General features: G+C 62.2%; 11 protein-coding genes. 8 read left to right on the top strand and 3 right to left on the bottom strand.

Annotated elements, in window-relative coordinates:
* Positions 1–581: 581 nt before the first annotated feature.
* The gene (gene trpB, locus KBX13_RS09215) at positions 582–1,925 is read right to left on the bottom strand and encodes a tryptophan synthase subunit beta (RefSeq protein ID WP_256021858.1); all 1,344 of its coding nucleotides are present in this window, start codon (positions 1,923–1,925) and stop codon (positions 582–584) included.
* Positions 1,926–2,023: 98 nt separating this feature from the next.
* Between trpB and KBX13_RS09210 the strand changes: the two genes are divergently transcribed.
* The 5 genes from KBX13_RS09210 (at position 2,024) to KBX13_RS09190 (ending at position 7,938) form a co-directional block, all read left to right on the top strand.
* Positions 2,024–2,548 (top strand): PepSY domain-containing protein, encoded by a 525-nt coding sequence (locus tag KBX13_RS09210; protein ID WP_083290905.1) that lies wholly within the window; start codon positions 2,024–2,026, stop codon positions 2,546–2,548.
* Positions 2,549–2,718: 170 nt separating this feature from the next.
* Positions 2,719–4,071, top strand: a complete 1,353-nt coding sequence (locus tag KBX13_RS09205) for a TRAP transporter large permease subunit (RefSeq protein ID WP_256021857.1) — start codon at positions 2,719–2,721, stop codon at positions 4,069–4,071.
* Positions 4,072–4,075: 4 nt separating this feature from the next.
* On the top strand, positions 4,076–4,375 hold the full coding sequence (locus KBX13_RS09200) for a hypothetical protein (RefSeq protein WP_256021854.1): 300 nt from the start codon (positions 4,076–4,078) through the stop codon (positions 4,373–4,375).
* Between the two features lie 12 nt (positions 4,376–4,387).
* Positions 4,388–7,183, top strand: coding sequence for an FAD-binding and (Fe-S)-binding domain-containing protein (locus KBX13_RS09195; protein WP_256021853.1), 2,796 nt, complete (start codon positions 4,388–4,390; stop codon positions 7,181–7,183).
* A 23-nt stretch (positions 7,184–7,206) separates the two neighbouring features.
* Positions 7,207–7,938 (top strand): nitroreductase family protein, encoded by a 732-nt coding sequence (locus KBX13_RS09190; RefSeq protein ID WP_256021851.1) that lies wholly within the window; start codon positions 7,207–7,209, stop codon positions 7,936–7,938.
* A gap of 207 nt (positions 7,939–8,145) precedes the next feature.
* Here the strand turns inward: KBX13_RS09190 and KBX13_RS09185 are convergent, their stop codons facing one another.
* Together KBX13_RS09185 and KBX13_RS09180 are read right to left on the bottom strand one after the other, a co-directional pair.
* A complete protein-coding gene (locus KBX13_RS09185; protein ID WP_256021849.1) occupies positions 8,146–8,766 on the bottom strand; it encodes a hypothetical protein in 621 nt (206 codons plus the stop codon).
* Positions 8,763–10,130: an AAA family ATPase gene (locus KBX13_RS09180; RefSeq protein WP_256021848.1), complete on the bottom strand. Its 1,368-nt coding sequence runs from the start codon at positions 10,128–10,130 to the stop codon at positions 8,763–8,765. Before KBX13_RS09180 ends, KBX13_RS09185 begins: the two co-directional genes overlap by 4 nt.
* Positions 10,131–10,249: 119 nt before the next feature.
* On the opposite strand from KBX13_RS09180, the gene KBX13_RS09175 reads away from it, so the two are divergent.
* The 3 genes from KBX13_RS09175 to gluA all read left to right on the top strand — a co-directional run bounded on the left by KBX13_RS09175 (position 10,250) and on the right by gluA (position 12,986).
* Positions 10,250–10,879 (top strand): hypothetical protein, encoded by a 630-nt coding sequence (locus KBX13_RS09175; protein WP_256021846.1) that lies wholly within the window; start codon positions 10,250–10,252, stop codon positions 10,877–10,879.
* Between the two features lie 144 nt (positions 10,880–11,023).
* Positions 11,024–11,569, top strand: a complete 546-nt coding sequence (locus tag KBX13_RS09170) for a hypothetical protein (RefSeq protein ID WP_252932151.1) — start codon at positions 11,024–11,026, stop codon at positions 11,567–11,569.
* Positions 11,570–12,257: 688 nt separating this feature from the next.
* On the top strand, positions 12,258–12,986 hold the full coding sequence (gene gluA / locus KBX13_RS09165) for a glutamate ABC transporter ATP-binding protein GluA (protein ID WP_256021845.1): 729 nt from the start codon (positions 12,258–12,260) through the stop codon (positions 12,984–12,986).
* Position 12,987: the final 1 nt, after the last annotated feature.

The raw sequence follows: 12,987 nt of genomic DNA, 5'->3' as shown, positions 1-12,987 counted from the left end.
ACAACGGCGTTGCCACCGGCATCGACGTGCTACCGCTCGCAGTCCTTCCACGGGCATAATTGCAAATGGGTTTGAGCCCGCACCCCTTGGTCTTTATGGCCGGGGTGCGGGTTTTTGCGTTGGTGAGGGAGGGCGCACCAGATTCCAGGATTTCGGGAGGGCGCCTGGGCAAAAGACCAGGTCGCAGGTTGGGCGGGAGGGAATGTGGTGTCCCCCCAACCGAGTGAGTGCCAAAGGACGCAACCAACTTTTCGCGACCTGGGCTTTTGCCGGATCTGGCAGATGGAATTGCGTCCTTTGGCACTGCTGTGAGGAGGCGCGCACCAAATTCCGGGATTTCGGGAGGGGGCCTTGATAAAAGCCCAGTTCGCCGCAACGCCAAGAGGGAATCTGGTGTCGAGCTGGAGGGAGTGCGCACCAAATTCCAGGGTTTCGGGAGAGGGCGGGCGGAAAAGCCCAGGTCGCCGCAACGTCCAAAGGGAATGTGGTGCACGGGGAACGCACAGGCAACTCACAGGCGCGCCAAAAGCAAAGAAAAAGGCCCCCACGCTAGGAGCGAAGGGGCCCTCAAGAACCCAAAACTAGTGGGCGACGGTGTGGCCGGCCTCGCGTTCGTTGGAGGAGCTGGTCATGGAGGCGAGGACTTCGCTGATGTGGAGGTCGCCGATGGGGGCTTGCTCGGGGTCGTCGAAGAGTTGGTCGCCGAGGATGTTGTAGACGTAGTCGAGGTCCTTGTCGCCGCGGCCGGAGAGGTTAACCAGGAGGTTGAGTTCGTGGCCGTCGGCGTCGGCGACTTCGGCGAGCTTCAGGGCGTAGGCCAGGGCGTGGGAGGACTCGAGGGCGGGGATGATGCCCTCGTAGCGGGAGAGCAGGCGGAAGGCCTGGAGGGCGTCTTCGTCGGTGACGGCGACGTATTGGGCGCGGCCGATCTCGCGGAGGTAGGCGTGCTCGGGGCCGACGCCTGGGTAGTCCAGGCCGGCGGAGACGGAGAAGGACTCAGGCAACACTTCACCGTCCTGACCTGTGACGATGTAGGAGCGGGAGCCGTGCAGGATGCCCAGCTTGCCGTGGTTGAGCGGTGCGCCGTGGCGGTCGGTGTCCAGGCCTTCGCCGGCGGGTTCGACGCCGATGAGTTTGACGTCGGCGTTGCCGGGCTCGTCCTTGAGGTATTCGGCGAAGGCACCGATGGCGTTGGAGCCGCCGCCGACGGCAGCGATGACGGCGTCGGGGAGTCGGCCGGTGTCCTCGAGCATCTGCTGGCGGGACTCGCGGGAGATGACGGCCTGGAACTCCTTGACCAGGGTCGGGAATGGGTGGGGGCCGCAGGCGGAGCCGAGGACGTAGTGGGTGGAGTCGATGTGCTCGACCCAGTCCTGCAGGGCGATGTCGATGGCGTTGGACATGGAACCGCCGGCGTCGTTCGTTACAGGGATGACTGTGGCGCCCATCAGGCGCATGCGACGCACGTTCGGCTGCTGGCGGGCAACGTCCTGCGCACCCATGTAAATCGTGCACTCCATGCCCATGAGTGCTGCGACCATGGCGGTGGCGGTGCCGTGCTGGCCGGCGCCGGTCTCTGCGATGAGGCGGTTCTTGCCCAGCCGCTTCGCGATCAGCGCCTGCGCCAGCACCTGGTTGCCCTTGTGGGCGCCGCCGTGCGCGAGGTCCTCACGCTTCAGGAAAATTTTCGACGACCCAACCCTCGGCAGGTTGGCACACTCGTAGACCGGAGTCGGTCGGCCGAGGAACTTCGCTTGGAGGCGCGAAAGCTCGTCGAGAAACTCTTTGTCCTCGCGGGCGTCCACGAACGCGCGCTCGAGCTGATCGAGTACCGGGTAGAGCGGCTCGGGCACGTACTGCCCGCCGAACTCGCCGAAATATGCAGGTAGAAGCGTGTCGCGCTCAATCTTTTCCACATCGGTCATGGTGAATTTCCTCCGCGTTTGTGAACCTTTGTTGTGCGACACTCTACCTCCAAAACAGGTAGTGTGGGGGCTTTCTGAACCCGAACGAAGGAGCAATCATGAAACGCACACTGACAGTCTTGGCCGCGGCGGCACTGCTCGCTGGCTGCTCGAACGGCGGCACTGAGGCGCCAGCAACGAAGACCGTGACGGAGGCTCCGGAGACCACGGTGGCGACGACGACCACGGCTGCGGCGTCGGAAAGCGCGGGCGAGGCCACCAACGACGCCGCGTACGAGGCAATCGAGGCCGCGCGCCCATTCGGCACCGTCATCTCCATCGACCGCGAGGACAACACCAACGCCTTCGAGGTCAAGGTCGCGGCAGAGGACAAGATCGTTGAACTGCTTGTCGACGGCAACCACGTGATGGAAAAGGAGTCCGAGCAGGACGCTGAGGACGTAGCCAAGGCCGGACAGGCCACCGTCGCGATCGAGGACGCCATCAAGGATGCGCTGAACCAGCACGACGGCATCCTCGACTCCGCCGAACTCGACGAAGACAACGGCGTACTGCAGTGGGAAGTCAGCATCGATAACCCGGACGGCACCGACCTGGCAGAAGTGAACGTGCCGGCGAAGTAAAAATAACCGCTACTGGGGGTCAAACCCGGGCGGGTGCAGCAACGCACCCGCCCGGGTTTTTGCGTTGGTGGGGGAGGGGTGGCGTCGATAATTAGTTGGATTTTGTAGCTACAGCAACATGCAGCGCGTAATGTGTGCCGCGTCACTAATTGGAGTTGAAGGGAGTGAACATGGGCATCGTTGCGTTGATAGTGTTCATCGCGATCACGGTTGTGTTCAATGTTTTGCTAAAGCGCAATATTGCAGAAGCGCTGCTGATCGGCCTGGTCGGCGTGGCGCTCGTCGGCGGAACGAGGGCGCCAGAGCTGCTATGGCTGGGAATTAAAAAGGCCGTCTCCTCGGAGGTCACGTTCGCTGGTATGGCGTTCGTGTTCATGGGGATCATTGTGCAGTCGACGGGCTTGATTGACAGGCTGATTACCATCCTGAACTCGATCTTCGGTCGGCTGCGCGGCGGGGCGGGCTACGTGTCCACCCTGGCCTCGGCAATGATGGGGCTCATCGCGGGCTCGACCGCTGGCAACTCCGCCACGGTCGGATCCGTGACCATCCCGTGGATGAAGCAGACCGGCTTCTCCTCCAACAGGGCAGCGACGCTGGTCGCCGGTAACTCCGGCCTGGGCGTGGCGCTGCCGCCGAACTCCACCATGTTCATCATTCTGGCGATGCCGGCGGCTGCGGCGTCGTCGGCAAGCCAGGTGTACGTGGCGCTGGCCTGCGCCGGCGCATACGCGGTGCTCTACCGCCTCGCCGTCGTGTTCTTCTGGACGAAGAAGGACCGCATCCCAAAGACCCCCAAGGACCAAATCGTCCCATTCGGTCAGGCATGGGCACAGGGATGGCGCTCGCCGTCGATCTTCCTCGGCATCATCATCCCGGTGCTGCTCACCATCGGCCCGCTGGCCAACTGGTTCAAGAACTCCACCGGCGTCGGCGAGGACGGCATCAAGGCCATCTCCATCATCGTGTGGGTGCCGGTGCTGATCACGCTCATCGCCCTCATCGAGGGCGCGGGCCGCATCCGCCGCAACAACGCCCAGTTCAGGGCACAGATCGTCCGGGACCTGCCGAGCTTCGCCACCGTCGGCATCTCGCTGTTCGCAGCGCTCGCAGCCGCGTCCATCATGGAGGAACTCGGCGTGGGCGACCAGCTCTCCAACACACTCGGGGCGATGGACCTGCCGAAGTGGGTCATGATCCTCGTCGTCGGCGTGCTCGCCGTCATCGTGGCAACCCCGCTGTCCTCCACCGCGACGGCAGCCGCCATCGGCGCCCCGGCAGTCGCGGCGCTCACCGCGGTAGGCATCGACCCGACGGTAGCGATCGTCGTCACCCTGCTGTGCACCTCGACGGAGGGGGCGTCGCCACCCGTGGGCGCGCCGATCTACCTCTCGGCCGCGATGGCGGAAGCCAACCCGACCAAGATGTTCATCCCGCTCATCATCTACTTTGTCCTGCCGATGATCCTGCTGGCGTGGCTCGTCGGCATGGGACTGGTCCCCGTCTACGTACCAGGAGTGTAAAACCATGAACCCAATCTTCAAACTCTTCTACATCCTGTTCTACCTCTTCCTCGCCGCGTTCCTCCTCGGCGGGCTCGCACTCGTCGGCGTGCAGGCAGTCGGCCTTGTCACCGGCAGCGGCGACACCATCACCGGCGCCAAAGCGGCGCTCGCGCCATGGGTCTTCGGCGCAGCTACACTTTGTGCAGTATCCGCATTCGTGCTCGGCTACCGCCCAGAAGCGCTCCGAGCACAACGCGAACAACGCAAACGCGACAAAGAAGTGCAGTTCCACGAGCACCGCGACGAAAACAGCGCAGAATAATAGAGGACACGCATGAACACCACGCCACACGCCATCCGGGCCAAGCTCCGCAAAGACATGCCAACCCGGGCCGCCTACTCCTCTGACGCATCACTCTTCCGACGCGTCCCGGCGGCAGTACTCGAACCCAGCAGCGCACAAGACGTGCTCGACGGCATCGCCTACGCACGCGAACGCGGCTGGTCCATCGTAGGGCGTGGTGGTGGATCCTCCGTGGCGGGCAACGCCATCGGCGACGGCCTCGTCATCGACACCTCCCGCTACTTCAACCGCATCCTCAACATCGATCCCGAGGCCAAAACGGCCACCGTGGAACCCGGCGTCATCTGCGACCAACTCCGCGACGCCGCCGCACCCCACGGCCTGACCTACGGCCCCGACCCATCCACCCACTCCCGTTGCACCATCGGCGGCATGGTGGCCAACAACGCCTGCGGCTCCCACTCGGTGGCCTACGGCACCTCCGCCGACAACCTCGTCGACATCACGCTCGCACTCGCCGACGGCAGGGAAGTCACCTTCAGCGCCGACGGCTGCGACGACCCCACACTTCACGACGCCCTCTCCGCCCTCTACACCCGAAACCAAGAACTGATCCAGCAGGAACTCGGGCGCTTCCCCCGCCAAGTCTCCGGGTACGGACTGCACTACCTGGGCACCGACATGGCCAAAGCCATCGCAGGGTCCGAAGGCACCCTTGGGGTGATTACGCGGATGACCGTGAGGCTCGTCGATAAGCCGAAGTACACCGCACTGGCCGTGCTGTCCTTCGCCGACGTCTTCGCCGCCGCCGACGCCGCCCCCAAACTGCGCCAACCCGGTGTGGCCACCATCGAAGGCATGGGCGGCGACCTCCTCGACGCGCTGCGCAGCAAAAACGGGCAAGAACACGCCGGCGAGAACCTCCCCGGCCAACCCCACGCCGGCGGCTGGCTCTACTGCGAAACCGAAGGCGACACCCTCGAGGAAGCCATCGCCGCCGCCGAAGCGCTCACCTCCACCGTCGAACACACCGGGGCCGTCGTGGTCAGCGACCACGCCGAAGCCCGCGCGCTGTGGCGCATCCGCGAAGCATCCGCAGGCACCGTCACCCGCCTCCCCGACGGCGGCGAAGCCTGGCCCAACTGGGAAGACTCCGCCGTACCGCCCGAAAACCTGGCCAGCTACCTGCGCGGACTCTACGACCTCATGGACACCTACGGCTACCGCGGCATCCCATTTGGCCACTTCGGCGAAGGCTGCGTCCACGTCCGCATCAGTTTTGACTTCCACTCAACAGAGGGCATCACCAACTTCAACAACTTCATGAACGACGCCGCCGCACTCGTCACCAAGCATGGCGGGTCCCTGTCCGGCGAACACGGCGACGGCCGCGCACGCTCATCCCTGCTGCACACCATGTACAGCCCCGAAATGCGCGCCATCTTCGAAGAATTCAAACTGCTCTTCGACCCGCAACGCATCATGAACCCCGGTGTCCTCGTCTGGGCCGACGCCGTCACCGACGGCCTGCGCATGGAACCCGCCCAACGCACCCACGAAATCACACCCGTCCAACTCTTCCCACGCGACAACGGCAGCTTCACCGACGCCGTCAACCGCTGCGTCGGCGTCTCTGCCTGCCGCTCCATGGACGGCGCCATGTGCCCCTCCTTCCAAATCACCCACGACGAAATCCACTCCACCCGCGGCCGCGCCCGCATCCTCTCCGAACTCTTCCGCGGCGAAACCATCACAGGTGACGACGCCACCACCGCCCTCGACCTGTGCCTCTCCTGCAAAGCGTGCGCCTCCGAATGCCCCGTCAACGTGGACATGGCCACCTACAAAGCAGAGTTCCTCAACGACCACTACGCCGGCCGCGTCCGCCCACGCGTCCACTACCTCATGGGCTGGCTGCCAATCCTCAGCCACATCGCCCACAAACTCCCGCTCGTGCCACGCATCACGAACTGGGCCCTCCACGCCCCCGGCGTCTCGACGGCCGTCGCGAAACTCGGCGGCGTGGACACCGGGCGGCCGCTCATCAGCTTCGCACCCGAGTCGCTGCAGAAGTGGGCGCAGAAGCGTTCGGGGGCTGCTGGAGAAAAAATTGTGCTGTGGCCAGACAGCTTCAACAACAAACTCAACACCGGCCCGGCGCGAGCGGCCGTCGAAACGCTGGAAATGCTCGGCTACGAAGTCATCATCCCCGACGGCTTCGTCTGCTGCGGCCTGACCTGGCATTCCACCGGCCAACTCGCGATGACGCGGCGCGTACTCGAACACTCCGCGCACGCGCTCAAGCCGTACCTCGACCAAGGGCTGCAGGTCGTCGCGCTAGAGCCGTCGTGCACCGTCATGCTGCAACACGACGCCACCACCCAAACCGCCGACCCCGCCGTACGCGAACTCGCCGAAGCCACCCACACCTTCGCCGAAATCGTGGCGCCGAAACTCCAGGAGCTCGTCGACGAAGGCAAAGTGCGCAAGCACAGCGGCAGCATCCTCACCCAGGTCCACTGCCACGAGAAGTCACTCGGCGACCCGCAGCAGTCCTCCCTGATCCTGGCGGCGCTCGGCTACGACGAGGAACAGATCCAAACCGGGTGCTGCGGCCTCGCCGGCAACTGGGGCTTCGAAGACGGCCATGCCGAAATGTCGCTGGAGCTGGGAGAACGCGAACTGTTCCCGCGCGTGAGAGAACACAACGGGCCCGTCGTCGCCGACGGCTTCTCCTGCCGCACCCAAGTCGAGCAGGGCACGGGCACCCAGGCGCAGCACGTCGCCGAAATCGTTCGCGATGTGCTTCGGGAGGAGCTCGGGTAGCCGATTTCAAGTAGCGTGTGGGCATGAACCACACCATCGAACACCAGCTACAGCACAGGACGATCCGCGAGTTTGAGCGGAGGGGCGTCGATAAGGAGGTGCTGGACCAGCTCTTCGAGGTCGCGATGCGCACAGCGAGCTCGCGCGGCCTGCAGCAAGCCAGCATCATCCACGTCACCGACGCCGACCTGCAGCGAAGGCTGGCGGAGATCGGGCAGCAGGAATACGTCGGGCGCGCGCCCGTCTACCTGCTGTTCATCGTGGACACCGCGCGCAACGCGGCGCTGTTGGAGGACCCCTCAGCCGCCGGGCACACCCGCCCCTTCGTCGAAGGGTTTACCGACGCCTGCCTCATGGCCCAAAACGTTGTCAACGCGGCAGAATCGCTCGGGATGGGAGCCAACTACCTCGGCAACATCCACAACGACCTCCAAGCCGTCGTTGACCTGCTCGAACTGCCTCGCTTTACCTTCCCTGTTGTTGGGCTGACCCTTGGGTGGCCCGCCCAAGACCCACAACTCAAACCACGCATCCCGGCGCGGCTTCGCGTCATGGAAAACACCTACCAGGCCCCCGCGAGCTGGTCCGAGGCGCTGGGGGAGTACGACCAGGAGATGACCACCTACTACGACCTCCGCGACAAAAACCGCAGGTCCGACAACTTCTTCCGCCAAGTCCGCGCAGGGTTGCCGACGCACGCCATGCCACAGGACGGGTCCCTCGATGTCGCGCGGCGGCAGGGGTTCGAGATCTAGTTTTTTGGGAGCGAGTGCCAATAGACGCAATTCCTGTTGGGTGAGGGGGTAAAAGCCCAGGTCGTGAAAAGGGGGTTGCGTCCTTTGGCACTGGGGTGAGGGGGAGCGCACCAAATTCCTGGTTTTTGGCGAGCGGGTTTATAAAAGCCCAGGTCGTCGGGTGCCAAGGAGGGAATGTGGTGTCCCATCGGGAGGGAGTGAGTGAGGCTAGAGGCCTGTTTGTGCGCTGAGGATCTCATCACGCACGCGTTCGAAGGACTCGCACCCCTCCAAGAAGCTCACATCGGTGAGTGCCTCCACCCAGCGGGACCGGTCCGTCGTGAAGCGGGAATCATGCTTTCGCTTTCGGCGCCCGTGGGAGGCGATGTGGGCGCCGTGAAGCTGTTTTAGCCGATCCTTCGCCGCAATATTCGGGATAGTTTTCCTGGCTGGCAGATCCTTCGCAGGAATGTTGATCCCCAGCTGTGCCTGATACTGCGGACTGTGCAGTGCGTGGAGCACCCACGCCTCAGTCATTTTCACCGGCACAACGGGAACAACCGCGAACTCCGGGCTGACCTCTTCGGACGCCTGGTGGACTTCAAGCGCACGGCGCTCATAGCCGTCATTGTCTGCATCCCGATGAACAAAAACAATGTCAGGCGTTTGGCCCTCATCCATGATGAGCTGAAGGACATCAGCCGTGCGCTTCGACCCCGCGAAAGGCTGAGCAACAATTTGGGAGTCAGCCCCGAATCCGAGATCGATGAGGAGCGCCTTGAGCGGGCTCATCAAGCCATCGTCGCTGGTACCCTCGCGAACGAGCAAACAATACAGTGGCCTACTCATCGATCCCCCTCATCGTCTGCCGCAAAGAGCTCACGGAAGCTGAGCTCCGGGAACGACTCGCGAAGAAGCTCCTCAACGTTCGCAGCCGAAGCCTTCACCTTCGACTTCCTCCAGCTCCCCTCCGCCACCACCGGGGTGAGGACCAGCGAGCCATTCATCGGATCCTTCGACCCCAGCAACAGCTCATCGAAATTGTCTTTGTGCAGCGCTAAAAATGCTGGTGAATGGGTATTCACGATGACCTGACGAAGCGGATTCTCCGACCCGATTGCTTCCTCAGGGTCCACGCTCAAATCGTGCAACAGCCAATACATCGCCTGAATCTTCAACGGGTGAATGCCGTTCTCAGGCTCCTCGAAACAGATCAGGCGGCTCCCACCGGAGTCAAGCAAGATCGTGCCTAGGACCAGGAAGCGCAGCGTCCCGTCAGAAAGAGAACGGGCAGACACCACACCACCATTACCGACCTGCGCCTGCAGCGTAAACACCTGGCGTGCCTCGTCAAAGTCCACCGTAACGCTGCGTACATCAACAAGATCTCCGACGATGTCAGCAAGCTCCGCAAGCACATCATGATCCGGCGACTGCCCCACAAGACGATCCAACGTCTTCGGCAGGTTCCCGCCCTTCACACTAATAAAGTCGGGAGCCAACGCCTCGCTCGGCGCGCGCATGGCGCTCGGCTCAAGGGAAAGGTACATCCACGCATCCAGCTCCCGGCGCGCCGCCATAATCACCGGATACTGGTCCTGCTGCCCATACACCGACAGCGCAGTACGGGCCGGCGCATCCCCGCTCAGCGACACCAACGACGGCCTTCCCTGACTTCCATGCCGCACATGGATTTGTCGTTCCTGCTCACTCGTCTCAATAAACGCTTTTCGACGTCCGCCCATGATCGCAGACTCAACAAAGCTTTTCTTTGCCCAACCCAGCTTCTCTCGAGCATCCGCCTTCGTGAGCGGTTTTAGCTCCTCACGCGTAACAACAATGCTGGAAACGTTCCTATTGTTGCCAACAGTCACGTCCCGCAGCTCAAGATCAACCTCATACCGGAGATACGTCTGATCAGCAGTAATCGACTTGCCGAAGGAATCCTCAAACTCCTTCTCCGTAATCATCTCCGCAGCAAACGACATCTTGCCACCCGGCGCGAAAATATCGCGCACGTCGCCGCCATTGCCCCGGATCTTGATGGCAGCCTCATTCAACGTCCGCGACCCAGTGAGCGCTAGGAACTGGAGGGCGTCGAAAAGATTAGATTTACCAATCGCATTCGCCCCGGCGACACAGGTGTATGGGCCGAGGTCGATAGCTAGGTTGCGCAGGTTCTTAAACCCATCAACTTCAAAGCGGGTAAGCATACCGAAATACTAACCCACGCCTAGCTAGTCAAAGACGCGATGGAACCAAAGCGCGCGACGCAGCGTCAAACTCTTGAAGAACCTGAACCATCAGGTTCCCCGACAGGAAAGGACACCACATGAAGCGAATCGTTGCTTCCGTAACCGCAGTAGCCATGCTGGCTACCACCGCCACACCGGCAAACGCCGCCAACGCTAAGTACCAGAACGGTACCTGCGCGTTCACCCTGTTCGACGACGAGCTTCCCAGCCTCAAAGCAAGCACCATCGCACCCAAGAAAGCACTTTCGGAGGCCGGGTTGCGCGAGGCATTCGCGCTGGTAACGCCGCAAGAAGCATCGGACAAGCTGACACTCCTCGATCAGGAGGTCGCCGCACTCACCAAGCAGCGCTCAGAACTACTCGACGCCACCACCAACGGCACAGCCGACGAACAACAACTTAAACAGCTCAACTCCCAGCTCAAGTTCCTTCGCGCTTTCGAGCCTGCCCTGAAAGCCTGCTCTCAGCGCGAGGACTACAAGGGGAGAGTAGTCCGAAGCCCACGTCCAAAGCAGACTGGACCAAAGCAGACCGGGTCAATCGGCAACAGCGAAGGAAGTAGCATTAAAGATGTGAGCCCAGCAGAGATGCACGATTGGCTCAGCGTCGCTGGCCCACTCGCCGGGATCTTCCTCGCAGTAGCGCTCGGCGCGGCCGCACTCGTGACCGTGGTATTCCCAGAAATGGCACCGAAGCTGCCGTTCTAGGCGCACCTATTTCGGGGGTATTTAGGGAGCAACTCCAAACATTTATCGAAAAACTATTTCCCGAATAGTGGGGATTCAATATATTTTCGAGCTAGGTAGTTCACCTAAAGCCCCTTAATTCTTACCCCTGAAAAGAGGTTCAACATGAAGAAGATCATCACCGCCGCAGTTGCTTCGGCAGTCATCGCTGGTGGCCTGGCCGCTCCAGCACAGGCAGCTGACAACCAGCCACAGGAGACCAAGTGCAAGATCACCTACCCGGTTGCCAAGGAAGGCGACAAGGCCGAAACGAAGGAATTCACCAAGGCTGAGGCTGACGCACAGCTGAAGAAGGACATCGAGGCTTCGGCCAAACTGGTCAAGGAGCGCGCTGAGGTCGAGGCACAGCTCAAGGACAAGAAGATCAAGCAGGAAGACGCCGACAAGAAGTTCAAGGAGATCGACGCAAAGCTCGCCACCCTGAACGCCACCGCCCCAGCACTTCGCGCTTGCGCAGCTGGCAAGAACCTCTCCCCATCCAGCTCCAAGATCGAGTCCACCCTCAGCTCCATTGACGGCAAGCTGAACAACTACGGCATCGGTGCCGTAGCTGGTGGCTCCGTTCTCGCGCTGATCGCCCTGATCGCAGTGGCCCTGCCACAGGTTGCACCGATGCTGCCACCAGCAGTGCGCGACGCGCTTCCTTTCTAAGAAGCATCTCACCGATAGATGTGGGCGACCCATGTGGGTCGCCCATTTTTTATGCGCTTGGGCTAGAAGCCTAGGGGGCGCGCACCAGATTCCTGGTTTCTGACAGGCGGGTTTGGAAAAGACCAGGTCAGTTAGGGCGCGGGAGGGAATGTGGCGTCCCATCGGGGGTGCCAGTGCCAAAGGACGCAATTCCTGGTGGGGGTGAGGGTAAAAGCCCAGGTCGTGAAAAGGGGGTTGCGTCCTTTGGCACTGGGGTGAGGGGGAGCGCACCAAATTCCCCCTCGTGGAGTTGGCGACCTGGGGAAACGCCGAGGGGGTCTGGCGGGGGGAAAACGGGAATGTGGTGTCTGGGCGGGGGACACGCGCACCAGATTCCTGGTTTTTCGGCGGCCAGGTTTGGAAAAGCCTAGGTCGGCGGGGGTACGGGAGGGAATGTGGTGCGCGCGACAGGGGAGCGAGTGCCAAAGGACGCAATTCCTCGTGGGGGTGAGATCAAAAGCCCAGGTCGGCTGCGAACCGGAAGGGAAGTAGGCGCGCGGGCCGGGGAAGTACACGTAGTGGGGGTGAACTTTCGGGCGAAAAGCGCGCAAGCACTATACAAAGTGTGGGCCAGGCCACTAACGTGCCCGTTATGACACAAAGCACATTCACTGCCCAGAGTGGGTCGGGCAATAGCTCCAGTGAAGCCATGATTGAACTTACGGGTGTACAGAAGCACTTCGGCGACTACCACGCGCTTCGAGACATCAACCTTACTGTGCCGAAGGGCCAGGTTGTGGTGGTGCTCGGGCCGTCGGGGTCGGGGAAGTCGACGCTGTGCCGCACGATCAACAGGCTCGAAACGATTGACGAAGGCACCATCACCATCAACGGAGTCCCGCTGCCAGAGGAGGGCAAGGCCCTTGCGAAGTTGCGGGCGGACGTCGGGATGGTGTTCCAATCCTTCAACCTGTTCCCGCACCTGACCATCAAGGACAACGTGACGCTTGGTCCGTTGAAGGTGCGGAAGCAGGGGAAGGGGGACGTCGAGAAGCGGGCGATTGAGCTGCTGGACCGCGTGGGCATCGCGAATCAGGCGGATAAGTACCCGGCGCAACTGTCGGGTGGGCAGCAGCAGCGCGTCGCGATTGCGCGGGCGCTCGCCATGTCACCCAAAGTCATGCTTTTCGACGAGCCCACCTCCGCCCTCGACCCCGAAATGGTCAATGAAGTGCTTGATGTCATGGCCAACCTCGCCAACGAGGGGATGACGATGCTCGTGGTCACACACGAAATGGGCTTCGCCCGGCGCGTCGCCGACCGCATCATCTTCATGGCAGAAGGCGCGATCATCGAAGACGCCACACCCGAAGAGTTCTTCACCAACCCGAAAACCGACAGGGCGAAAGACTTCCTGGCCAAAATCCTGGCCCACTAAC

The sequence above is a fragment of the Corynebacterium sp. CCUG 51687 genome (assembly GCF_024453995.1).
GTDB lineage: Bacteria > Actinomycetota > Actinomycetes > Mycobacteriales > Mycobacteriaceae > Corynebacterium > Corynebacterium pseudogenitalium.
The sequence above is the reverse complement of the archived record's forward strand: the minus strand, read 5'-3'. Positions and strand labels throughout refer to the sequence as shown.